Below are 22,183 nucleotides of genomic sequence, written 5' to 3'. Positions count from 1 at the left end.
GGTGCGCACGGCACCAGCGCGGCACGATGCGCGACCGCCACGATGACGGCCACGAAAGGGGGCACCACATGGCCGCACCGCACGCGGACCGGGCCGGCACCGTTCCCGGCCACATCGACGTGCACCAGCACTACTTCCCGGACTTCTACGTGGCGGCGCTGCACCGGGCCGGACGCGCCGCGTCCGGCGGCGCGCCGCTGCCGGACTGGTCGGAGGCGGACTGCCTGAGCATGCTCGACCGGCGTGGCATCGAGACCGCGGTGCTGTCGCTGGCACCACCGGGCGTACAACTCGGCGATCCGGCCGGGTCGGCGGAGCTGGCCGCGCGTTGCAACGACTACCTGGCCGAGCTGTGCGCGCGGCACCCGGGCCGGTTGGGCGGTTTCGGCGCGCTGCCGCTGCCGGACGTGCCGGCATCGCTCGCCGAGATCGCCCGCGTCTACGACGACCTCGGCCTGGACGGGGTGGGCCTGCTGACCAACGTGGCCGGGCGGTACCTCGGTGACCCGGAGTTCGAACCGGTGTTCGCCGAGCTCGGCCGGCGGGAGGCCGTGGTCTACCTGCACCCGGTCGAGCCGGTCGTGGATCCGGCACCGAGCCTGGGCCTTCCCGGTTGGTTCGCCGAGTTCCCGTTCGACACGACGAGGACGCTGACCGACCTGATCCTGCGCGGCACCCTCGAGCGCCACGACGGCCTGCGGCTGATCGTGGCGCACGCGGGCGGTGCGGCGCCGTTCATCGTCAACCGGATCAACAACGTGTGGCGGGAGCTGCCCGGCGCCGCGCAGCGCGCACCGGCGGGCGTCACGGCCTACCTGCGCCGGTTGTACTACGACACCGCCAGCTGCGGTGCCGGTTACGGCCTGCGGCTGGTGCGCGACCTGGCCGGCGTCGAGCAGATCGTGCTGGGCTCCGACTATCCGTTCGTGCCGGAGCACGCGGTGACGGCGCTCGCGGACCGGCTCGCGGATCCGCTGTTCCTCGGCACCGGTGCGGCCACCCTGCGGGACAACGCGCTGCGACTGCTGCCGCGACTGGCGAAGCGCTGACCTTCCCGGGTGCGGCCGCGTCGCGGTCCGCACCCGGGAACCCGGCTACAGCGCCAGACGCACGCCGTAGCCGCGCAGCCACGCGTTGAGCTGCAACGGCAGCTCCAAGTTGGCCCGCCTGGCCCAGCTGCCCCGCACGCCGGCGGGGTCGGCCAGCACCGCCCGAGCCGCCTTGACGTCGAGCAACGGGCGCAACGGCGCGGACTGGTCGTCGAGCAGCCGTTCGAACTCGCCGCGCAGCGCCGCCTCGTAGACGGGGTCGACGGTCACCGGGTACGGCGTCTTGCGCCGTTCGAGCACCCGCCGTGGCAGCACGTCGCTCAGCGCGCGGCGCAGCAGCCCCTTCTCCCGCCCGTCGAAGTTCTGCAACGCCCAGGGCAGGTTGTACGCGTACTGCACGATCCGGTGGTCGCAGTACGGCATGCGCACCTCCACGCCGACAGCCTTGAACAGCCGTTCGGTGTGCGCGTTCTGGTTCTCCATGAAGTTGCTGACGTGCACCCAGCACAGCTCGCGCATGTGCCGCTCGTGCGCGGACGTGCCCGGCAGGTGCGGGGCCTGTGCGCACGACTCGCGGTACCGCTGGGCGGCGTAGTCCAGCGGCGCCAGGGTCTCCAGCAACCCCGGGTCGAACAGGCCGCACCCGAGGCCGTTGGCGTCGTCGCGGACCACGCCCCGGGCCACCCACGGGAAGGTCTGCATCGTCGACTCGACCGGGTCACGGTTCCAGGCCACGCCGTGGAACAGCGAGTCGGCGGCCTCGCCGGTCATCGTGACCCGGGCGTGCTCGCGCACGCCCCGCGCCAGCAGGTACAGCGACGTGTTCATGTCACCGAGCGGCGTCGGGAAGTCCTTGGCGCGCAGCACCGCGTGACGAACCACCGGGTCGACCAGCTCCCCCGGCTCCACGACGATGCGGTGGTGGTCGGAGCCGAGGTGCGCGGCCACCTCCGTGGCGTAGGGCGTGTCCGTGGTGGACCGCGTGTCGGTCGGTGCGAAGTTCTTGTCGTGCCGCTCGAAGTCCAGCGTGAACGTGCGGACCCGCTCGCCGCGGCGGCGCAGCGCGCGGTTGGTCAGCGCGGCCACGCCGCTGGAGTCCAGGCCACCGGACAGCAACGTCGACACCGGCACGTCCGAGATCAGGTTGCGCTCGATGCTCTCCTCGAGCAGGCCGCGGATCGTGTCAATGGTGGCCTCGAGCCCGTCGGTGTGTTCGGCCGCCTCGACCCGCCAGTACGCCGCGGTGGAGATGCCGGAGCGGCCGAAGCGCAGCGTGTGACCGGCCCGCAGCCGGTGCATGCCGGCGAAGAACGCCATGTGGGGCGTCCCGGCGTACGTGAAGATCTCGCGCAGTCCGTCGGCGTCCACGACGGACTCGGCCTGCGCGTGCGCGAGGATGGCCTTGGCCTCGGAGCCGAAGAGCAGGCCGGACCGCGTCGGGTAGTAGAACATCGGCTCGACGCCCAGCCGGTCCCGCACGAGCCACAGCTCTCCGGCCCCCTCGTCCCACACGGCGCCGGCGAAGGTGCCCTCGAGCCGTTGGGCACACCCGCCGCCCCACTCCAGGTAGGCGTGGACGAGCACCTCGGTGTCGCCCCCGCCGCGGAAGCGGTGGCCCCGGGCGGCCAGCTCACGGCGCAGCTCGGCGTGGTTGAGCAGGGAGCCGCTGTGCGCGCCGACCGCCACGGTCCGTCCGTCGCGCTCGACGGCGACCGGCTGCCGGCCGTTGTCGAGGTCGAACACGGCGAGCCGGCGGTGCCCGAGCGCGGCGTGCCGACCGGCCCAGACGTCCTCACCGTCCGGGCCACGGCACGCCATCGCGGCGGTCATGGCCAGGATCGTGTCGCGTTCGCGGTGCAGGTCGCGCTGGAAGTCGACCCACCCGGTGACTGCTGACATGACACTCCCTCACTCGTCGTCGCCGCGCCGGCCGAGCGCGGTCGCCAGCGCCGCGGCGAGGACCGCCGGCGCGTCTTCCACGGCACCGGCGCTGCGCCAGGCCACGACGCCGTCCGGGCGCACCAGGACGGCACCGTCCGGGCCGACGCCGTACGCGTCGGCGAAGCGCCCCCCGGTGTCACCGAGGGCGGTACCGTCGAGGGCGGTGCCGATGCGGTGCACGACCAGCCCGAGCCCCTGCCCGGCGGCCGCCCAGGCGTCGCCGTGCTCGCCGGTCAGCACGGTGACGTGCGGACCGAACAGATCCAAGGTGGACAAGCGCACGCCGGCGCGGTCCAGCGGCACGTGTGGTGCGCGGGTGCCGGGCTCGCCGCGCGGGTCGCGCACCCAACCGCCGCCACGGCCCCCGTCGGGGCAGATCACCGGCGAGTCGTAGCGAGCGCCGAACCAGACCACGTCGTCCGGCACGATGTCCGGGTGCACAGGCCCCGGATCCTCCTGCGCCATCCGCGGCCGGTCCCGCGAGCGCAGCACGGCCTGGACCATGACGGCGGCGGCGACCGGCCGGCGCTCGGCGTCGTACGTGTCCAGCAGGGCCGGCCCGCCCCGGCCGTCGAGGACGGCGGCGAGCTTCCAGGCGAGGTTGTGCGCGTCCTGCACACCGGTGTTGGAGCCGAACGCGCCGCTGGGCGGCATGACATGAGCCGCGTCGCCGACCAGGAACACGCGGCCGCGCCCGTACGAGGCCGCCGTCCAGGCACTGGACTGCCACGGGACCGCGCCGCGCACCGTGACGTCGAGATCGGGCACGCCGGCCACCGTGCGGACCAGCTCCAGGCAGCGCCGCTCGTCGAAGGCACCGGCCGGCTCGCGGTCCGGGTCGATCAGCACGTGCAGCAGCCAGTCCCGGTTGTTGTCGAGCGGGATCAGTCCACTGCGGAACGGCGCGAACGTGTACGCCATGACGAACCGGCGCTCGCCCAGCTCGGCCTTGAGGTCGGCCTCGAAGCGGATGTTGAGGAAGTGTCCCAGGGCGCCCGGGCCGTCCACGTCGATCCCGAGCGCCCCGCGCACGCCGCTGCCGGGCCCGTCCGCACCGACCAGGTACCGGGTACGCAGCTGCTCGACGGAGCCGTCCGGACCGCGCAGCCGCACGGTGACCCCGTCGTCGTCGGCGTCGAACCCCTCCAGCCGGGTGTCGAAGCGCAGCCGCGCGCCGAGCTCACGTGCCCGGTCGCGGAGCAGCGGCTCCAGCTCACCCTGATGGCACAGGCACCACGGCGACGGCGTGCGCTCCGACAGGTCGGTGCGCACGTCCATCACGTACCGCTCCCGCAGCTCCCCGAGCTGCCGGCCGGCGAGGCTCTGCATGGCGATCATGCCGCTGTTGTCGGCCAGCGCTCGGGCCGACGGCGTCGCGCGCACCCGGTCCTCGATGCCGACCGCGCGCAGCAGCTCCATGGTCCGGGGGTTGATGCCTCGGGCGCGCGGATGCGGTGAGGTGTCCGGCCGCTGCTCCACAAGCAGGCAGGGCACGCCGTGCCAGGACAGGAACAGCGCGGTGGACAACCCAACCAGCCCGCCGCCGACGATGACGACGGGCGGCGCCGCGGCGCTCACCGCCGCACCTCGAGGGCGATCGGCACGTTGCGCGTCTGGACACCCACGACACGCCCGTCGCGTTGGATGTTGCGGTACTTGCGGCTGCCGGCCATCTCCCAGCCGAAGATGTCGATGGACTGTTCGGCGGCGTTGTACGCGTACCCGACGGGGTTGTTCCGCGGCCCGGAAGGGCCGATGGTCGCCAGCCGGCCGAGCCGCTGCGACGCCAGGTACGCCAACTCGCCTGCGGTGAACACCATGCGCGCCCTCCGATCGGTTTCCCGCGACGGCGCAGGCGGACTGCCTGCGACCCGTCGGCAACGAGCCGACACAGGATGGTCCGCCCCGGCCGAGCCAAACTCGAAAACGGCTCCAGAGGCCGCTCCTAGCGTCACAACGACAACTCCAAGAGGAGGCGAGATGCCACACGAGAAGTACGACGGCCCGACACCGCAGCCGGTCCTGCACATCGCCAGCGGCCACCGCACGGCCCGGCTGCTGTCCGTCGCGCGGGAGCTGGACCTGTTCACGCTGCTGTCGGCGCGGCCGATGACCAGCCACGAACTGGCCGACCGGCTCGCGCTGGACGCCGGGGCGACGCGGGACCTGGCCCACGCGTTGGTCGGGCTGGGGCTGCTGGAGCGCGACGGCACGGGCCGCTACCGGACCACCCCGGTGGCGACGCGCTACCTCGACACGAACGGGCCGCACTACATCGGCGGCTTCCTGGACTTCCTCGACCGCCAGCTCAACCCGGCCTGGGACCTGCTGATCGAGCGGCTGCGTCCCGGCGGCGGGCCGGCGTCGGCCGACCCGTACCGCCCGCTGTACGCCGACGAGACCGGCCGGACGGCGTTCCTGGAGGCGATGGACGTCATCAACACCCCGCACGGCCACCAGCTCAGCGGCGAGCTGGACTGGTCCGGGGTGGACGAGGTGCTGGAGGTCGGCGGCGCGCGCGGCAACCTCTCGGCGATCCTCGCCGGCCGGCACCCACGGCTGCGGGCGACCGTCTTCGACCTGCCGGAGCTGGCCGAGCCGTGCCGGCGTCACGTCGAGGCGCTCGGGCTGGGCGGGCGGGTCCGCTTCCACGCCGGCGACTTCTTCACCGACGACCTCCCGGCCGGTGCCGACGTCGTGATCGTCGGGCACGTGCTGCACAACTGGCCGGACCCCGTGCGCCGGATGCTGGTGGGCAAGGCGTTCGCGGCCCTGCGGCCGGGCGGGCAGGTGCTGATCTACGACGCGATGGTCGAGGACGAGCGGCCGGCGTTCGGCAACGCGTTGGTGAGCATCGACATGCGGGTCTGGTCGGCGGGCGGGTCGGAGTACACACCGCAGGAGTGCACGGAGTGGCTGCGCGAAGCCGGATTCGTCGACGTCCGGCAGCACCCGATCGGCGCCTCGAGCCTCGTCCTGCGGGCCCGCCGACCCGACCACCGGCCGGTCAGTGCTGGTAGTGCTCGAGATACCGGTCGATGACGGAGCGGTAGTACTCCGGCCCGAACCCGAAATAGGCGGCGTCGGGTACCAGGCTCATCAGCCGGCCGGTGTCGATGCGGTAGCGGTGGTTGGCCCGCTGGTCGATCCACCGCCACCGCGCCGACGTTCCCAGCCGCAGCTCCAGGTGGGCGACGATGTCCGTGGCCGGCGTCGACCAGCCGCAGCCGACGTTGACCACGGTGCCGACGACGCCCTTGTCCAGCAGGCTGTCCACGACGCGCATGAGGTCGTCCACGGCGATGAGGTCGCGGGTCGCACCCCGGTAGACGTCGACGACCCCGGAGCGCAGCTGCCTGACGATGCCGGGCAGCAGCTGGTGGGCCCGCTGGTTGGGACCCACCACGTAGGTGGAGCGCAGGATCAGGTGGTCGGCGCCGGACAACGCCAGCACGCGCTCCATGGCCACCTTGTGCCGGCCGTACGGAGACAGCGGGTACACCGGCCCGTCCTCGTGGCCGGACGCGCCCGGAGCGGCGTAGACCTCGACCGCGGCGCTGGAGAAGAACAGCAGCCGGCGGCCGTCGGCACGGCAGCGCCGGGCGGTGTCGTACACCAGCTCGGCCTCGCGCCGGAAGTCGTCCTCGGAGCGACAGTTGGTGCTGGACACGCCGGCTGCCAGCACGACGACGTCGGCGTGCTTGTGGGCCAGTGGTGACAGGCCGCGGAAAAGGAAGCCCCTGCCGATGATCTCCACCCGTCATCCCTCGGTCCGGTCGGTGTGGCGCAGCACCGCGTCGAGCAGCGCTGCCTGCTGCTCGATCGCGGCCCGCCCCTGGTCATGTGGCGTCTGCCCGGTCACGGCGGCGACGAAGGCCGCCACGATGCGGGCGAAGTGGTTGTCCGCGGGCATCGTGAACTCCTCGACGTGGTCCTGTCGTTCGACCCGGACGACCGGTCGCAACGACGGCGGGGCGCTGAAGGCCCGCTGCACCGTCAGCAGCCCGCTGCTGCCCCAGAGGGTGTAGCTGTTGCGGTACGAGCGGTCGAAGCCGAACGTCAGGTGGCCGCTCACGCCGTCGGCGGACGCGACCAGTGCCGCGCCGCCGACGTCGACGCCCGAGCCCGGGTCCATGCGGCGGTGTGCGCCCAGCACCCGCACGTCGGGGCCCAGATAGTGCGCGGCGGCCCGGATCGGGTAGACCCCGGCGTCCAGCAGTGCCCCACCACCGAGCTCCGGGCGGTACCGGATGTCGGCGGCGTGCACCGGCGGGAAGCCGAACTCGGCCGTCAGGTGGCGCAGCTCGCCGATGGCGCCGTCGGCCAGCATCCGCCGCACCCGCGCGTGCTGTGCGTGGTGCAGAAACGCGAAGTTCTCCATCAGCACCAGCCCGGCGTCCGCGGCGGCGCGGGTCAGCCCGGTGACCTCGCGCAGCGACACCGCCAGTGGCTTCTCGGCGAGGACGTGCCGCCCGGTGGCGAGTGCCCGGCCGATCCACTCGTGGTGCAGCGCCGGTGGCAGCGGGACGTACACGGCGTCGATGTCGTCGCGCTCGAGCAGCCGCTCGTAGCCGGTCACGGCGGCGCAGCCGAAGCGGTCGGCGAACGCGCGGGCCTTGTCCGCGCTGCGGCTGCTCACCGCGACCAGCCGGACCGCCGGGTCGGCGACGAGCGCCGGAATCCCGTTGCGGCGAGCGATGTCGGCGCAGCCGAGCACGCCGAAGCGGACCGGCGGCGTGACGGCGGGACGGCTGCCGTCCCGGGCCGCGCTCACCACAGTGTCTGCATGCATGCCAGGAGACTCCGCGACTCGACGGTGAAGTAACCGCTGTGCGGCACGAGCTCGGCCAGCTCGGCGATGGACGCCCAGCGGTACTGCGGCGGCAGTGCCCAGTCGCGCACGTCCCGGCCGACCTCGACCACCATGTACCGGTGCACGGCCTGGAAGAACCGGCCACCTTCCTCGGACAGCAGCACGTCGTAGCGGATCTGTGCCGGTGGCGCGGTCAGCACGAGGTCCAGCAGCGGCGGGCGGCGCCACGGCTCGAACCCGTCGTAGCTGCGCGCGATCGCCTGCACGGTCGGGGCCAGTTCCACCGCGTCGCGGGTCCCGGCCTCGGCCCGGGCCTGCAGCAGCACCTCGAGCACGCCGTTGACGGTGCTGACGACAAACGCGACGACGCCCTGCCCGCTGGGTGCGACCAGCGGCTGCTGCCAGCGCGGCACCTCGCGGTTGCTGCCGTTGACGGAGACGCCGATGACGCTGAAGTACCGGCCTTCGGGGTGGCTGATCTCCATGGCCGTGCGCCGCCAGGGTGCCAGGTCCCCCAGCGGGATCAGCTCGCTGTACCGGCTGCAGCGGGCCTTGATGCCGTTGAACCAGTTGCGCAGCTCCAGCGAGCTGCGCGCGTCGGCCAGCGACTCGGCGACGGCCTCGGCGAGGCCGGTGCGGCTGGGCCGCTCGGCGCGCTGCAGCATCACCGGGAGCAGGTTGGACAGCACGCTGCGGGCGTTCATGTTGACGACGTTGTCCTCGCGCAGCAGGGCGTAGACCTGGCCGAGGGTGAGCCAGCGGTACTCGTCGACGGTGTCACGGGCGTCGCGGACCTCGACGATCATGTTGCGGTTGCGCTTCTGGTAGAAGGTGCCGCCCTGTTCGGACTGCAGCACGTCGACCAGGAGCCGGCCGCCGTCGGGATCGGTGAACCGGCCGAGGTAGCGCGTCGCCGCGCCGCCGTGCACCCGCCGGTAGTTGCTGCGGGTCGCCTGCACGGTCGGCGAGAGCTGCATCGTGTTGATGTTGCCGGGCTCCATCTTGGCTTGCATCAGCAGGCACAACACGCCGTCGATCTTCATGGTGAGGATGCCCAGCACGCCGATCTCGGGCTGGTACACGATGGGCTGCGACCAGTTCACGGCGTGGTCGTCGACGTCGCGGACCCGCAGGCCGCGGATCTGGAAGAAGCCGCCGCTGTCGTGAACCAGGTCGCCGCTGCCGGCGGCGAAGTGCCAGCCGTCCAGCGCGTCCAGCGGAATCCGTTCGATGGCCGGGGCGTCGATCGTCGACCGCCGCCGTAGCCAGGCCCGGACGTCGTCGAGGCTTCCGGCGTGTGGGCTGACCAGCAGGTCGGCCGACTTCAGCAGGTCGTCCATGGTGGCGCCGCTCAGCTGCGGGGACACGGACAGAGCAGGGGTGGTGGCACGCACGCGAGGTACCTCTCGTCTGAGTGGGCTGTCCGCACCCGCGGACCAGCCGGTCCGGGGTCCTATCGCCCGGTCAGGTGCTCGATCACGGCCGCGGCGTCGACATCGCCCTGGCCGGCCTCGACGACGGCGGCGAACTGCCGCCGCGCGCCGTCGAGCACGCGCAGTGTCTGCCCGGCCTCGCCCACCGCGTCCAGCGCGATGCGCAGGTCCTTCTCCATCAGCTCGGCGCGGAAGAACGCCGGGTCGTACCGGCGCGCGGCCATCAGCTCGGCGCGGAACTTCATCACCATCGAGCTGAAGCCGCTGTTGGCGATGCTGTGCAGCAGCATCGTGCGGTCCAGCCCGCTGCGCACGCCGAACGTCACCGCCTCGGCCAGCGCCGCGACCTGGGCGCCGAGCACCAGGTTGAACGCGAGCTTCAGCGTCGCGGCCGCGCCGGACTCACCCACGTGGCGCACGTCGGCGCCGAGCGCGTCGAGCACCGGCCGCACGGCCGCGACCCCGGCCGGATCGCCGGCCGTGAACAGTCGCAGCTCGCCGGTCGCCGCCTGCTGCGGGTTGCCGAGGAGCGAGACCTCGACGCGCCGCGCGCCGGCCCGCGCCACCCGGGCGGTGGCCTCGCGGGTGTACGCCGGGGACACCGTCGAGGTGTCCACGACGCTCGCCCCCGGCCGCAGGGCCGCCAGCACCTCACCGAAGAGCACCTGCTCCACGGCGTCGTCGTCGCTGAGGCTCAGCAGCACGACCGGCGCGGACGCGGACGCCTCCGCGGCACTGCCGGCGAGCGTCGCGCCCGCCTCCACCACCGGCCGCGCCCGTTCGGGCGTGCGGTTGTGCACGACGACCTGGTAACCGGCGGCGAGCAGCCGGTGCACCATGCCACGTCCCATGTTTCCCATGCCGATCACGGCAACCTGTCCGATCTCCGCCACGGCGCCTCCTCGATGTTCGCTGCGCGGCCTCCCCCGAGACGGTCGGCCCGTCCGCTCGAAACCGCGTCGAACGGCGCTGGTCCCTCCCCCGAACCGATGCGCGCTGGAGGCGTTCTCGAGGGCGGTCCGCGAGGCTGGCACGGCATCGCGGAAGGGCCGGCGTAGACCCTGCGGCGACCCGTGCGGTAGCTTCACCGTATTACGCGTAATAACGCGTAGCATCGTCAGGAGGATCCATGTCCGGAACCGAGCCGGGGCACACAGCCGCACACCAGGCACTGGAGCCCTTGCGCACCTCGAACGTCGCCTTGGTCACCAGCTTCCGCCGGGACGGTCGCGGGGTCGGCACACCGGTGGGCATCACCGTGCGCGACGACCGCGCCTACTTCACGACCCGGGCGAAGACCTGGAAGGTCAAGCGCATCGGCAACAACCCGCGGGTGACCCTCGCTCCCTGCGACAAGCGCGGCAGAGTGCTCGGCGAGACGGTGGAGTGCACCGCGCGCCGGATCACCGAGGAGCATGCCCGCGAGCTGCGCGGAGGTGCGGAGTACCGGATCTGGCGGTTGATCTACCGCGTCGTCTACCGCGACGTGCCCGTCAGCTACGAGGTGCTCCCGGTGCTCGGCCCGAACGGGCACGGCGAAGGCCGGCAGGCACGCTCGTCCACGAACGAAGGGTGATCCATTCATGTCCGACGACCAACTCGAGGAGACCGGGGTGCTGGTGGTCGGTGCCGGCCTCAGCGGCCTGGCGCTGGCGGCGTTCCTCGGCGGCCACGGCATCGGCTGCACAGTGGTGGAACGGCACCGCGACCGGCTGGCGCATCCGCGGGTGCGCGGCGTCAACCCCCGGGTCATGGAGCTGTTCGCCCAGTTCGGGCTCGACGGGGCGATCGCCCGCTCCGCCGGGGACGGCGGCACCGGCGAGCAGTTCCTGAGCATGCGTGCGGAGACGCTGCGCAGCGAGAACTTCGTCTCGTTCGGCGCCGCGGCACCGGATCAGTTCGCCGACGTCAGCCCGGCCCGGTTCGCCGCGGTCGACCAGGACCGGGTGGAGGCGGTGCTGCTGGCGCACGCGTGCGAGCACGGCGCCGACGTCCGGTTCTCGACCCGCCTGGTCAAGCTCGAGCAGGACGAGGAGGGCGTGCGGGCCGTCCTGCGCGACGAGGTCACCGACGCCGAGCACGGCATCCGGGCACGATACGTGGTCGCGGCGGACGGTAGCTCGAGCACCGTGCGCCAGGCGCTGGGTATCGAGTCCACCGGACCGGGCCGGTTCGCCGAGGTCGCCTCCATCGTCATCCGGGCCGACCTGTCCGCGGCCATCGGGGACCGCTCGGTGGCCGTCGCCTACCTTGCCCAGCCGCGTCAGGGTGTGGTCATGGTGCACGCCGGCGGCGACCGCTGGTCGTTCTCGATGCCGGTCGACACCGCCGCCGGCGAACGGGCGATCGACCTCGGCGACGACTGGTGCCGGTCGGCCGTGCGCGCCGCGGTCGGCGACGCGGACCTCGACGTCGAGGTGCTGCCGCAGATCCCCGGCACCGATGTGAAGATCCTCGCGTACCGGATCGGCGCGCAGGTGGCGACCCGGTTCACGCAAGGCCGGGCGCATCTGGTCGGCGACGCCGCGCACATCGTGCCGCCGACCCTCGGCCTGGGCGGCGGAATCGGCGTCCAGGACGCGCACAACCTGGCGTGGAAGCTCGCGCTGGTGCTGCGTGGCGCCGCCGGGCCACAGTTGCTGGACACGTATGACGCCGAGCGCCGCCCCGCCGCGCAGCACGCGATGGAGCAGATCCTGGCGGTGACCGCCTTCCGCGGCGGTGCGGGCGGCAAACCCGCCGGACCGCCGCCGCAGGTGGATCTCGGTGCGCTGTTGTTCGGCTACCGCTACCGCTCCGCCGCGGTTGTCGGCGGGAGCGTCGGCGGGGCGACCGGGCCGGAGGCGGTGCCGGTCGGCGAGTTGCGCGGCGAGCCCGGCACCCGGGCACCGCACGTGCCGATCGTCGTGGACGGACGGGCCGGCTCGACGCTGGACCTGTTCGGCAAGGAGTTCGTGCTGCTGACCGGCGAGGCCGACGGCGTGTGGCACGCGGCGGCGGAGGACCTTGCCGGCCGTGGCCGGCCGGTGGCCGCCCGGTCGCTCAGGGGGGTGCCCGCCGACGTCCTGCGGGAGCGGCTGGGCATCGAGCCGTCGGGCGCGCTCCTGGTGCGCCCGGACGGGTATGTGGCCTGGCGTGCCGCCACGGCGCCCGGCCGGCCGGTCGACGCGCTCGACGAGGCGCTCGGCACGATCCTGGCCACGCCGCGGTACGTCGGGTGAGCCACACGCCCGCGGTGGGCCGCCGTGACGGCGGCCCACCGCGGGCCCGGCCGGACGAGCTCACCAGGTGAAAGCGTCAGCCTCCTCGTCCACCTGGTAGAACGCCGAGCCGAACTGGAACACGCCGGTGACGCTGTGGCTGATCCGGTACACCTCGCCGAAGTGACCGGTCGGCATGAAGTCGACGCGGTCCCACGTGTGCTCGCTGAGCCAGGTGCCGCTGACCGTGGTGGACCAGCTCACCTCCAGCGACCCGGGATCCCGGCGGGCCACGGCACTGTCGGGCGCGCCGGCGAACGTGAACGGGTCGCCGAAGGAGTCAACCCGCCACCGGTCGGTGTGCCGGATGCTGTCGGCGGCCCACGGGCTGCGACCCAGCCACGCGACACGCGACGAGGTCTGGGTGAACGACGCGTAGTACGCCAGGTAGGGCGCCTGGACGAACGTGCGACCGGACGCCGAGATCAGGCCGGGCGCGCCGCCGCGCGGCCTGGCCGTGGTGCGCCGGGAGCCCGCGAGCCACTGGTTGTTGCTCGCGACGACCGGTCCGGCACCGGGTGTCGCGGGGCCGGGCCCGCCGGGATCCGACCGCTCCGGCCGGTCCAGCGCCGCCTTGTCGCGGACCCAGCCGGCCGCCACGGCGACATGGCCGTGCGGGCCGTCGACGATCCGCACGAGCGGAGATCCCTGCCCGTCCGGGGCCTGCGCGCCCGCCGGACCGGTGCCGGCCGCGACCGCGGCGCACACCAGCACCACCGTCAGCAGCGGCCGCCACCGCCGGTACTTCTTGTTGCGCATCCCGTCCTCCAGCCGCTCAGCGGAACCGTACGTAGACATCGGGGAATCCGTTGGTGTCGTGGGGTGTCAGCGTGGTGCCGAAGCCGAGGAAGCCGACCGCCCTGCCGTCCGCCGACAACACCGGCCACCAGCTGTCACCGTCGGAGGCGGCACCGCCCGCGCCGGTCGACACCAGGGTGAGCTCGCCGGTGCGCAGGTCCCGCAGGAAGACGTCCCACTGCTTGGTGCGCTTGGCGGGCACGAGGTTGGTGGCGGTGGACATGAACACCGCGTATCGCCCGTCCGCGCTCACCCCGGTCCAGGTGCTACCGCCGTCGGCCACGACCGCGTCGGCGTTCGCGTCCAGCAGGACGGTCCGGCGGGCCCGGACGTCCCGGACGAACGCGTGCGAGGCGTGGTCCTGCGGCAGCCCCGGCGCGAGGTTGGTCGCGTGCGAGGCGAAGCCGACGTAGCGGCCGTCCGCGCTGATGGTCGCACCCACCGCGAGGTCGTTGCCCTGCACGTCGCCGTCGGCGTTGCTCACCAGCACGGTCGTGCCCAGGACCAGGTCGCGCAGGAACACGTCGCCGGCGTGGTTGGCGTCGCCCGGCACCAGGTTCGTCGCCAGGGACGCGAAGGCGACGTACCGGTGGCTGGCGTCGACGGCGGGGCCGTAGCTGACCCCGTCGGCCGGTGCGCCGTCGAGGCCGGCGCTGACCAGCACCGTCCGCGACCGGCGCAGGTCGCGCAGATACACGTTGAACTCGCCGCCGGTCGGCGTGCCGGCCAGCCGGGTACCGCGCGACATGAACACCACGGCCGCGCCGTCGGCGCTGATCTGCGGCTCGACGCTGTCGCGATCGGCCGGGCGGCCGGCGGCATCGACATCGACATCGACCATCGTCGTCGTGCGTCGGCGCAGGTCGCGCACGTACACATGGGAGTGCCCACCGCTGTCGCCGGCGAGGTTGTCCGCGTCGGAGGTGAACGCCACGTACCGGCCGTCGTCACTGACCCGGCCGTCCCAGGCGTTGCCGTCGCCGGGGCGCCCGGCGCGGTCGGCGTCGACCAGCTCGGTGGTGCGGGTCCACAGGTCCCGGACGTAGACGTGGGAGGTCCGCCCGAAGTTACCGGGCGCGAGGTTGTGCGCCCACGAGGTGAACACGACGAAGCGGCCGTCGCGACTCAGCGACACCCGCGAGCTGGCGGCGTCGCTCTGCTCGCCACGAAGGCCGACACTCGCCACGACCAGCCGGCCGCTCCCGGGGGCCCGCGCGGGCTCGGCGGCCGCCTGCGACGACGTCAGCGCCATGCCTGCCGGCGGCGCGGCCAGCAGCGCCGCCAGCAGCGCTCGGCGCAGCCGCCGACCTGTTCGGTGGGGTACCAGTGCTGCGAAGACATTCATGCGGTCAGCCTCTTCCGCGGCCCTCGAAGCACACTCCAACCTCGCTGGCGCCCCGCGCTCATCGCGACGATCGACGGCACCAGGGTCGCCGGCACCACGAACCGCGGCCCTCGGCGCGAGCGGGATGCCGGCGGGTCGCAACTGTGCCAGGCTGAGGTCGTGGAATGGACCAGTCACCCGACCCCCGGACGTTCGGACCGCGAGGCAAGGACGGCGGCATGACGCGCCTGTCGAAGGTCGACCTGTCGGCCAAAATCTCGAAGAAGGACGGCCTCGAACGGCTCGAAGCCGCACAGCAACGCCTTCTCCGGCTACGCCTGCTCCTGGGCGGCCAACTCGGCGATCACAAGATCGGCCCGCCCCTGTGCGTCGTCTTCGAAGGCTGGGACGCATCCGGCAAGGGCGGCGCCATCAAACGCCTCGTCGCTCCGCTCGACCCCCGCCACGTCCGCGTCGCGCAGTTCGCCGCACCCACCTACGACGAGAAGCGGCACCATTTCCTCCAGCGGTTCTGGGCCGTGCTGCCCGGCTGGGGCGGCATGGCGGTCCTCGACCGCTCCTGGTACGGGCGTGTCCTCGTCGAACGCGTCGAAGGCTTCGCCACCGAGCAGCAGTGGAAGCGCGCCTACGACGAGATCACCGAGTTCGAGCGCACCCTCACCGCCGAGGGCATGATCCTCATCAAGTTCTGGATGCACGTCTCCCCCGACGAGCAGCTACGCCGCTTCCAGGACCGCGCCGGCGACCCGCTCCGGTCCTGGAAACTCACCGACGAGGACTGGCGCAACCGCGAGCGCCGGGCGGACTACGAGGCCGCCGTCGAGGACATGCTCACCAAGACCGACAAGCCCCGCGCCCGATGGCATCTCATCGCCGGCGACAACAAGCAGCACGCCCGTGTCGCCGTCGTCGAACAGGTCTGCCACACCATCGAGACCCAGCTCACCAAGCGCGGCTACAACATCCACGACGCCGACTGACCACCGGCCGGACGACACCCGGGCCGGATGAGGCCCGTGTGGCACGGCCATCTGTTTAGAACCACACGCCGCGGGTGATGAAGGCGGCATGGACGACATCACCGCACTCATCCTCGACGACCACGCCGCGTTCCGGCGCGGCTTCGCCCGGCTCGACGACGCCGAGGGCGAGGAGCAGCTCGGCGCCGTCTGGGAGGCGCTCGCGCTGCACCTGGACATCCACGCCGAGGCCGAGGAGCGGATCCTCTACCCGCACCTGCTCAAGCAGCACACCGACGACGCCGAGGAGGAGACCGACGACGCGATCCGCGACCACAACAAGATCCGCGACGCGATCGAGGCGGCGCGGCAGCACCCGGTCGGCTCGGAGGAGTGGTGGGCCGCGGTGTGGGCCGCGCGCAGGGAGAACAGCGAGCATCTCGCCGAGGAGGAGGACGAGGTGCTGCCCGACTTCCGCCGGCACGCGGGCCTGCGGCTGCGGCTGGAGCTGGGCGAACAGTGGCTCACCTTCTACGGTGAGCACCCCAGCGGCAAGGGGCTCACGTTCCGGGACAAGGATCCGCAGCGGTACATCGAACAACACAGCGAGTGATGAAGGCGGGCCGGCGGCGGAAAATTGTCGGCCGGCTCGGGCATGATGAGCGCCGTGAGCAGACGGCTACGCGCGATCGCGCACGACACCCTGGCCATCGTCGACCGCGGATGGTATGACGGGCCGTCCGGCCGCGTCGACCTCGCCGACGACGTGGCCGGAGCGGTCCGGGAGGTGCCGCGATGACCCTGGGCAGCGGACTGGGCCGTGTCACGCGGCGGGTGCCGGACTGGTATGCCGTCGGGCTGCTCGTCGTCGCCGCGCTCTGCGCCAGCGCCGCGGTCAGTGCGGCGCTCGGCGCGCGGGTCCACCCGGTCCGCGCCACGGTCGACGCGCTGCTCGTCCCGGCACCGGCAAACCTCGGCTATGCGGCGTTCCTCGCGACGCTCGCCGCCGGGGTGCACAACCGCAAGCACGTCACGTACTGGCTGCTCGCCACCTTCTTCGGGCTCCAGATGCTCTATGACGTGTTCTTCCTGTCCGACGTCGGCGAGCGCGGCGCCGAGGCGCGGGAGTTGCGGCTGCCGTGGCACGGGGTGGGTGCGGCCTACACCAATGTCGCCGTCACCGCCGTGCTGCTGGTGCTGCTGTGGCTGGCCCGCGGCGAGTTCCGGGCGAAGGTGCAGCGGGCCAGCCTGCCGAAGGCGCTCGCCACGCTCGCCGTGCTGCTCTCGGTGTTCACGGTCACCGGGTGGGGACTGGTGGAGATGTTCCCGGGGTCGCTGGGGCCGGGTGCGGCCCGGCTCGCGTACAGCGGCCGGATCGTCCTCGGCGGGGCCTTCGCGTTCGACGTCGGGCGGCACGGCCGGGCGCCGGGCTGGGTCAATCTGGTCCTCGGCGCGTTCGGCGCGATCGCGCTGTTCACCGCGCTGTTCGCGCTGCTGCGCTCGCAGCGGATGATCGCGGCGCTCGACACCGACGAGGAGCGGCGGATCCGCGAGCTGCTCGCCGAGCACGGGGAGCGCGACTCGCTCGGATACTTCGCGACGCGCCGCGACAAGGAGGTCCTCTTCTCGCCGACGGGCCGGGCCGCGGTCACCTACCGGGTCGTGTTCGGCGTGTCGCTGGCCAGCGGCGACCCGCTCGGCCCGCCCGAGGCGTGGCCACCGGCGATCGAGGCGTGGCTGCGGGAGGCCCGGGAGTATGCGTGGACGCCCGCGGTGATGGGCACGAGCGAGGAGGGCGCGACCGCGTTCGCCCGGGCCGGGCTGCGGGTGCTCGAGCTCGGCGACGAGGCGATCCTGCACGTGCGGGACTTCGACCTCGACGCACCGCGGCTGCGGCAGGTCCGGCAGGCGGTGCACCGGGTCGAGCGGGCCGGATACACGGTGCGGATCCGCCGCCACGCGGAGATCGGCGCCGCGGAGATGGGCCGGATCATCGAGCTCGCCGCGCGGTGGCGGGACACCGAGACGGAGCGCGGGTTCTCGATGGCGCTGGGCCGGCTCGGCGACCCGAACGACGGGCGGTGTGTGCTGGTCGAGGCGTATGACCGCGAGGGGCGGGAGGTGGCGCTGCTGTCGTTCACGCCGTGGGGCGGCATCGGGCTGTCGCTCGACCTGATGCGGCGGGACCGCAGCTCCGACAACGGGCTGATCGAGTTCATGGTGGCGACCCTCATGCGCCAGGCGCCACAGCTGGGGGTCGAGCGGGTGTCGCTGAACTTCGCGGTGTTCCGGGCGGCGTTCGAGGAGGGCGCGCGGATCGGGGCCGGGCCGGTGCTGCGGCTGTGGCGGCGGGTCCTGCTGTTCGCGTCGCGCTGGTTCCAGCTGGAGTCGCTGTACCGGTCGAACGTGAAGTACAACCCGCAGTGGCTGCCCCGGTTCCTGTGCTTCGAGGACGTGCGCGACCTGGCGAAGGTGGGGCTCGCGTCCGGCGCCGCCGAGGGGTTCGTCGTGGTGCCGCGGCTGCGCACGCTGCTGCGCCGGGGCGCGACGGCGCCGGCGCCGGAGCTGCGCCGCGAGCTGATCGTGACCGGGCCGGCGACCGGGACACCGCAGCCGCGGCAGCAGCCGGCCGCGGAGCGCCGGGTGCCCGAGCAGACGCGCGTCCGGCTCGCGAAGGTCGACGCGCTGCGGGCGTCGGGCGTGGAGCCGTACCCGCCGGGGTTCGGCCGCACCCATACCCTCGCCGCGGTCCGGGCCGCGCACCCGGACCTGCCGCCCGACACGCACACCGGCGACCGGGTCGGCGTCGCCGGGCGGGTGGTGCGGCTGCGCCACCACGGCGGGCTGTGCTTCGCTACGCTGCGCGACTGGACCGGTGACCTCCAGGTGCTGCTGTCCGGGGAGCACAGCGCCGGGTTCGCCGGGACCGTCGACCTCGGCGACCACGTCGGCGTGACCGGTGAGGTGGGCACGTCGCGGCGGGGCGAGTTGTCGGTGTTCGCCGACGCCTGGCAGCTGACGGCGAAGTGCCTGCGGCCGCTGCCCGACAAGTACAAGGGCATGGCCGACGCGGAGGCGCTGGTCCGGCAGCGGCACGTCGACCTGATCGTCAACCAGGACGCCCGGGCCATGGTGCGCACCCGGTCCGCGGTGGGCTTCGCGCTGCGGCGCGTCCTGCACGAGCGGGGCTTCGTCGAGGTGGAGACCCCGGTGCTGCAGCCGGTGCACGGCGGCGCCAACGCGCGGCCGTTCGTCACCCACAGCAACGCCTACGACATGCGACTCTATCTGCGGATCGCGCCGGAGCTGTACCTCAAGCGTCTCGCCGTGGGCGGGGTCGAGCGGGTCTTCGAGATCGGCCGCAACTTCCGCAACGAGGGCGTCGACGCCACCCACAACCCCGAGTTCACGATGCTCGAGGCGTATGAGGCGTACGGCGACTACACGACGATGCGCGGCCTGGTGCGCGACCTGATCCTCGCGGCGGCCGGCGACGACCCCGTGCTGCGGCGCGGCGACGACGTCGTGGACCTGCGCGACGAGTGGCCGGTGGTGCCCGTCTACACCGCGGTGTCGGAGGCGGCGGGCACGTCCGTGACGCCGGACATGACGGTCGTGGACCTGCGGCAGCTCGCCGACAAGCTCGGCATCGCCTGGCAGGAGGGGTGGACGCACGGGCAGCTGGTGCTGGAGCTGTACGAGCACCTGGTCGAGGGCACGACCGTGCGGCCGACGTTCTACGCCGACTTCCCGGTCGACGTGTCGCCGCTGACCCGCCAGCACCGCGCCGATCCGCGGCTGGCGGAGCGGTGGGACCTCGTCGCGTTCGGGATGGAGCTCGGCACCGCCTACACCGAGCTCGTCGACCCGGTCGAGCTGCGAGCCCGGCTGACCGCCCAGTCGCTGCGGGCCGCGGCCGGCGACCCGGAGGCGATGGAGCTCGACGAGGACTTCCTCGACGCGTTCGAGTTCGCGATGCCGCCCAGCGGCGGGCTGGGCCTGGGCGTCGACCGGCTCGTGATGCTGCTGACCGGCCGTTCGATCCGCGAGACGTTGCCGTTCCCGCTTGTCAAGACGACACGGGCAAGGTGAAACTGTTCCGGGGGATCGCAGATGGGAACAGTGCCGCATGGGAACTGAGAGCCCGACTCTCGACCTGCTCGAGCGACTCGCTGCCGCCCCCGACCGGATGACGTTCGACGCCCTGGTGCGCCAGGTCGGGCTGCCGCCCAACGTGCTCCGTGGCCGGCTCAAGCAGCTCGTCGACCGCGGCTGGGTCGACGCCCGGCCCGCCGACGGCCTCGACCGCGCCACCTTCGCGATCGGGGTCGCCGCCCTGCGGCCCGGCAGCGCGTTCCTCGGCGGCGACCGGGCCGTCCGGCTCGCCGGGCCGGTCCTGTCCCGGGCCCGCGACCAGGTCGACGAGTCGTTCCGGCTGGTCCGTCTCGACGGCACGGCGATCGTCTGCCTGGCCGGCCGCGAGGCGACGCACGACCTCGTCGGGCCGGTCGTCGGCAAGCGGATGCCGGCCCACGGCCCCGCCAGCGGGCGGGCGATCCTGGCGCACCGCAGCCGGGCGGAGGTGGAGGCGATCCTCGACCAGGGGATCGAGGCGCACACCGTCGACTCGGTCGTCGACCGGGCCGCGTTGTTCGACGAACTGGCCGAGTGCCGGGCGCGCGGCTGGGCGTACGAGCGCGGGCAGATGGTCCCCGGCGTCGGCTGCATCGCCGCCGCGGTGCCCTCCACCAGCGGCCCGGTGACCGACGCGATCAGCTGCGTCGTGCCGCTGGCCCGGCTGACCGACGACCACGCCGAGGAGGTCGCCGCCTGTGTCCTCCGCGCGAGCCGCGACCTGGCGACCGCCCTGCAAGGGTAAAACCGGGAGAAAGATCCACTGTTCGGTACCATGGGCTATGGACGTCCAGCGCACCGACCTGCCCGGCATCGGCACGAGCCATGTGGTGACCACCGCCCGCGGCCGGCGCATCGGCATCGTCTCCCACCGCAGCGGTCGGCGCGACCTGGTCATCTACGACAAAGAGGACCCTGACACCAGCGTCGTGTCGGTCGCACTGGCCGCCGACGAGGCCAACGCGCTGGCCGAATACCTCGGCACCGCCCGGATCGTCGAGCAGCTCGCCGAGATGCAGCGGCAGGTCGCCGGCCTCGTCACCGAGCAGCTCGTGATCACCCCCGGTTCCCCGTACGCCGGGCGGGCCCTCGGCGACACCAGGGCCCGCACCCGCACCGGCGCGTCGATCGTCGCCGTCGTGCGGGGCAGCGAGGTCATCGCCAGCCCGCGGCCCGACTTCGGGCTGCACGCCGGTGACCTGGTCGTCGTCGTGGGCACGGCCGCCGGGACCGAGGGTGTCGCCACGCTCCTCACGGACGGATAGGCCGGCCCGTGCATCACGACACGATCCTCGTCGAGCTCGGCGCCATCATCCTCGCGCTCGGGCTCCTCGGGGCCCTGTCGCTGCGGTTCTCGATCTCGCCGGTCCCGCTGTACCTGATCGCCGGGCTGGCGTTCGGCGTCGGCGGCATCCTGCCGCTGACGACGAGCACCGAGTTCATCTCCGCCGGGGCCGAGATCGGCGTGATCCTGCTGCTGTTCACGCTCGGCCTGGAGTACACCGCGCCCGAGCTCGTCGGCACGCTGCGCTCGTCGGCGCCGGCCGGCCTGATCGACCTGGTCCTCAACGCCGCACCGGGCGTGGCCGCCGCGCTGATCCTCGGCTGGGGTGTCGTCGGCGCGGTCGCGCTGGGCGGCATCACCTACGTCACCTCGTCCGGGATCACCGCGAAGGTGCTCAACGACCTCGGCTGGCTCGGCAACCGGGAGACGCCGGTCGTGCTGTCGCTGCTGGTCTTCGAGGACCTGATGATGGCGCTGTACCTGCCGATCCTCACGGCCCTGCTGGCCGGCGTGGGCCTGCTGGGCGGCACCGTGACCCTCGCCATCGCCGCCGCCACGATCAGCTTCGTGCTCATCGTCGCGCTGCGGTTCGGGCACATCGTGGAGCGCTTCGTCGCCAGCGAGAGCGACGAGGTGCTGCTGCTGAAGGTGCTGGGCCTGACGGTGCTCGTCGCCGGCGTCGCCGAGCTGCTGCAGGTGTCGGCGGCGGTCGGGGCGTTCCTGGTCGGCATCGCGCTGTCGGGGCCGCTCGCGCACACCGCCCGGGAGCTGCTGACCCCGCTGCGGGACCTGTTCGCGGCGGTGTTCTTCGTCTTCTTCGGTCTGCAGACCGACCCGCGGGCGCTGCCGCCGGTCCTCGGCGTCGCGGCGATCCTCGCGGTGTGCGGCATGCTGTCGAAGCTGGTGACCGGCTGGATCGCGGCGGGACGGGCCGGGGTGGCACTGACCGGCCGGGCCCGGGCGGGTGCGGCGCTGCTGCCCCGCGGTGAGTTCAACATCGTCATCGCGGGGCTCGCGGTCGCCGCGGGCGCCAACGCCGGACTCGGCCCGCTCGCCGCGGCGTACGTGCTGATGCTGGCCGTCCTGGGCCCGCTCCTCGCCCGGGCCGCCGAACCTCTCGCCCGCTTCTACCTGCGCAGACGCGCGGCGAAAGCCGCGTGAGCGGC

General features: G+C 73.1%; 20 protein-coding genes. 11 read left to right on the top strand and 9 right to left on the bottom strand.

Annotated features, from left to right (window positions below):
- Positions 1–68: 68 nt before the first annotated feature.
- Positions 69–1,049, top strand: a complete 981-nt coding sequence (locus Dfulv_RS18315) for an amidohydrolase family protein (RefSeq protein ID WP_259864988.1) — start codon at positions 69–71, stop codon at positions 1,047–1,049.
- A gap of 45 nt (positions 1,050–1,094) precedes the next feature.
- On the opposite strand, the gene asnB is transcribed toward Dfulv_RS18315, so the two are convergent.
- From asnB to Dfulv_RS18300, 3 genes are read right to left on the bottom strand one after another with little or no spacing between them, the layout of a single operon-like run.
- Complete coding sequence (gene asnB / locus Dfulv_RS18310; RefSeq protein WP_259864986.1) at positions 1,095–2,948, bottom strand: asparagine synthase (glutamine-hydrolyzing); 1,854 nt, start codon at positions 2,946–2,948, stop codon at positions 1,095–1,097.
- 9 nt (positions 2,949–2,957) lie between these two features.
- Positions 2,958–4,568: an FAD-dependent monooxygenase gene (locus Dfulv_RS18305; protein ID WP_259864984.1), complete on the bottom strand. Its 1,611-nt coding sequence runs from the start codon at positions 4,566–4,568 to the stop codon at positions 2,958–2,960.
- Positions 4,565–4,810: a PNPOx family protein gene (locus Dfulv_RS18300; protein ID WP_259864982.1), complete on the bottom strand. Its 246-nt coding sequence runs from the start codon at positions 4,808–4,810 to the stop codon at positions 4,565–4,567. The genes Dfulv_RS18305 and Dfulv_RS18300 overlap by 4 nt, the downstream gene beginning before the upstream one ends.
- Positions 4,811–4,970: 160 nt before the next feature.
- Here Dfulv_RS18300 and Dfulv_RS18295 point away from each other — a divergent pair, with 160 nt between their 5' ends.
- Positions 4,971–6,032 carry an acetylserotonin O-methyltransferase gene (locus Dfulv_RS18295; RefSeq protein WP_259864979.1) on the top strand — a complete coding sequence of 354 codons (1,062 nt, stop codon included), beginning with the start codon at positions 4,971–4,973 and terminating at the stop codon, positions 6,030–6,032.
- Here the strand turns inward: Dfulv_RS18295 and Dfulv_RS18290 are convergent.
- Genes Dfulv_RS18290 through Dfulv_RS18275 form a run of 4 tightly spaced genes read right to left on the bottom strand, consistent with a single transcriptional unit; the run spans position 5,998 to position 10,129 of the window.
- Positions 5,998–6,747: an NAD-dependent epimerase/dehydratase family protein gene (locus Dfulv_RS18290; protein WP_259864974.1), complete on the bottom strand. Its 750-nt coding sequence runs from the start codon at positions 6,745–6,747 to the stop codon at positions 5,998–6,000. The two genes, Dfulv_RS18295 and Dfulv_RS18290, sit on opposite strands and share 35 nt — an antisense overlap.
- Positions 6,748–6,750: 3 nt before the next feature.
- Positions 6,751–7,782, bottom strand: a complete 1,032-nt coding sequence (locus Dfulv_RS18285) for a Gfo/Idh/MocA family protein (RefSeq protein ID WP_259864969.1) — start codon at positions 7,780–7,782, stop codon at positions 6,751–6,753.
- Complete coding sequence (locus Dfulv_RS18280; protein WP_259864956.1) at positions 7,761–9,197, bottom strand: NDP-hexose 2,3-dehydratase family protein; 1,437 nt, start codon at positions 9,195–9,197, stop codon at positions 7,761–7,763. The genes Dfulv_RS18285 and Dfulv_RS18280 overlap by 22 nt, the downstream gene beginning before the upstream one ends.
- Positions 9,198–9,256: 59 nt before the next feature.
- On the bottom strand, positions 9,257–10,129 hold the full coding sequence (locus Dfulv_RS18275) for an NAD(P)-dependent oxidoreductase (protein WP_259864954.1): 873 nt from the start codon (positions 10,127–10,129) through the stop codon (positions 9,257–9,259).
- A 236-nt stretch (positions 10,130–10,365) separates the two neighbouring features.
- Between Dfulv_RS18275 and Dfulv_RS18270 the strand changes: the two genes are divergently transcribed.
- Positions 10,366–10,812 (top strand): PPOX class F420-dependent oxidoreductase, encoded by a 447-nt coding sequence (locus Dfulv_RS18270; protein ID WP_259864952.1) that lies wholly within the window; start codon positions 10,366–10,368, stop codon positions 10,810–10,812.
- Between the two features lie 7 nt (positions 10,813–10,819).
- Complete coding sequence (locus tag Dfulv_RS18265) at positions 10,820–12,457, top strand: FAD-dependent monooxygenase (protein WP_259864939.1); 1,638 nt, start codon at positions 10,820–10,822, stop codon at positions 12,455–12,457.
- A gap of 60 nt (positions 12,458–12,517) precedes the next feature.
- On the opposite strand, the gene Dfulv_RS18260 is transcribed toward Dfulv_RS18265, so the two are convergent.
- Positions 12,518–13,294: a hypothetical protein gene (locus Dfulv_RS18260; protein WP_259864937.1), complete on the bottom strand. Its 777-nt coding sequence runs from the start codon at positions 13,292–13,294 to the stop codon at positions 12,518–12,520.
- Positions 13,272–14,639, bottom strand: a complete 1,368-nt coding sequence (locus Dfulv_RS18255) for a TolB-like translocation protein (protein ID WP_259864931.1) — start codon at positions 14,637–14,639, stop codon at positions 13,272–13,274. Before Dfulv_RS18255 ends, Dfulv_RS18260 begins: the two co-directional genes overlap by 23 nt.
- A 218-nt stretch (positions 14,640–14,857) precedes the next feature.
- On the opposite strand from Dfulv_RS18255, the gene Dfulv_RS18250 reads away from it, so the two are divergent.
- The 7 genes from Dfulv_RS18250 to Dfulv_RS18220 all read left to right on the top strand — a co-directional run bounded on the left by Dfulv_RS18250 (position 14,858) and on the right by Dfulv_RS18220 (position 22,178).
- Positions 14,858–15,619, top strand: coding sequence for a polyphosphate kinase 2 family protein (locus Dfulv_RS18250; protein ID WP_259864914.1), 762 nt, complete (start codon positions 14,858–14,860; stop codon positions 15,617–15,619).
- Between the two features lie 88 nt (positions 15,620–15,707).
- On the top strand, positions 15,708–16,211 hold the full coding sequence (locus tag Dfulv_RS18245; RefSeq protein WP_259864912.1) for a hemerythrin domain-containing protein: 504 nt from the start codon (positions 15,708–15,710) through the stop codon (positions 16,209–16,211).
- Positions 16,212–16,265: 54 nt separating this feature from the next.
- On the top strand, positions 16,266–16,397 hold the full coding sequence (locus Dfulv_RS18240) for a hypothetical protein (RefSeq protein WP_259864909.1): 132 nt from the start codon (positions 16,266–16,268) through the stop codon (positions 16,395–16,397).
- On the top strand, positions 16,394–19,690 hold the full coding sequence (gene lysX / locus Dfulv_RS18235) for a bifunctional lysylphosphatidylglycerol synthetase/lysine--tRNA ligase LysX (RefSeq protein WP_259864907.1): 3,297 nt from the start codon (positions 16,394–16,396) through the stop codon (positions 19,688–19,690). Before Dfulv_RS18240 ends, lysX begins: the two co-directional genes overlap by 4 nt.
- Before the next feature lie 37 nt (positions 19,691–19,727).
- Positions 19,728–20,477, top strand: a complete 750-nt coding sequence (locus Dfulv_RS18230; RefSeq protein ID WP_259864888.1) for an IclR family transcriptional regulator — start codon at positions 19,728–19,730, stop codon at positions 20,475–20,477.
- 37 nt (positions 20,478–20,514) lie between these two features.
- Entirely contained in the window at positions 20,515–20,997 is a 483-nt protein-coding gene (locus Dfulv_RS18225) for a cation:proton antiporter regulatory subunit (protein WP_259864886.1), read from the top strand.
- Between the two features lie 8 nt (positions 20,998–21,005).
- Entirely contained in the window at positions 21,006–22,178 is a 1,173-nt protein-coding gene (locus Dfulv_RS18220) for a cation:proton antiporter (RefSeq protein WP_259864884.1), read from the top strand.
- Positions 22,179–22,183: the final 5 nt, after the last annotated feature.

The sequence above is a fragment of the Dactylosporangium fulvum genome (assembly GCF_025137375.1).
Classification (GTDB): Bacteria; Actinomycetota; Actinomycetes; order Mycobacteriales; family Micromonosporaceae; genus Dactylosporangium; species Dactylosporangium fulvum.
This window is presented reverse-complemented; position numbering and strand designations above follow the sequence as displayed.

What these genes read in the sequence shown, in the direction of transcription:
- Dfulv_RS18315 (WP_259864988.1), top strand. Translation starts at nt 69, where the DNA reads ATGGCCGCACCGCACGCGGACCGGGCCGGCACCGTTCCCGGCCACATC.
- asnB (WP_259864986.1), bottom strand. Translation starts at nt 2,948, where the DNA reads ATGTCAGCAGTCACCGGGTGGGTCGACTTCCAGCGCGACCTGCACCGC.
- Dfulv_RS18300 (WP_259864982.1), bottom strand. Translation starts at nt 4,810, where the DNA reads ATGGTGTTCACCGCAGGCGAGTTGGCGTACCTGGCGTCGCAGCGGCTC.
- Dfulv_RS18295 (WP_259864979.1), top strand. Translation starts at nt 4,971, where the DNA reads ATGCCACACGAGAAGTACGACGGCCCGACACCGCAGCCGGTCCTGCAC.
- Dfulv_RS18285 (WP_259864969.1), bottom strand. Translation starts at nt 7,782, where the DNA reads ATGCATGCAGACACTGTGGTGAGCGCGGCCCGGGACGGCAGCCGTCCC.
- Dfulv_RS18270 (WP_259864952.1), top strand. Translation starts at nt 10,366, where the DNA reads ATGTCCGGAACCGAGCCGGGGCACACAGCCGCACACCAGGCACTGGAG.
- Dfulv_RS18265 (WP_259864939.1), top strand. Translation starts at nt 10,820, where the DNA reads ATGTCCGACGACCAACTCGAGGAGACCGGGGTGCTGGTGGTCGGTGCC.
- Dfulv_RS18260 (WP_259864937.1), bottom strand. Translation starts at nt 13,294, where the DNA reads ATGTCTACGTACGGTTCCGCTGAGCGGCTGGAGGACGGGATGCGCAAC.
- Dfulv_RS18255 (WP_259864931.1), bottom strand. Translation starts at nt 14,639, where the DNA reads ATGAATGTCTTCGCAGCACTGGTACCCCACCGAACAGGTCGGCGGCTG.
- Dfulv_RS18250 (WP_259864914.1), top strand. Translation starts at nt 14,858, where the DNA reads ATGACGCGCCTGTCGAAGGTCGACCTGTCGGCCAAAATCTCGAAGAAG.
- Dfulv_RS18245 (WP_259864912.1), top strand. Translation starts at nt 15,708, where the DNA reads ATGGACGACATCACCGCACTCATCCTCGACGACCACGCCGCGTTCCGG.
- lysX (WP_259864907.1), top strand. Translation starts at nt 16,394, where the DNA reads ATGACCCTGGGCAGCGGACTGGGCCGTGTCACGCGGCGGGTGCCGGAC.
- Dfulv_RS18230 (WP_259864888.1), top strand. Translation starts at nt 19,728, where the DNA reads ATGGGAACTGAGAGCCCGACTCTCGACCTGCTCGAGCGACTCGCTGCC.
- Dfulv_RS18225 (WP_259864886.1), top strand. Translation starts at nt 20,515, where the DNA reads ATGGACGTCCAGCGCACCGACCTGCCCGGCATCGGCACGAGCCATGTG.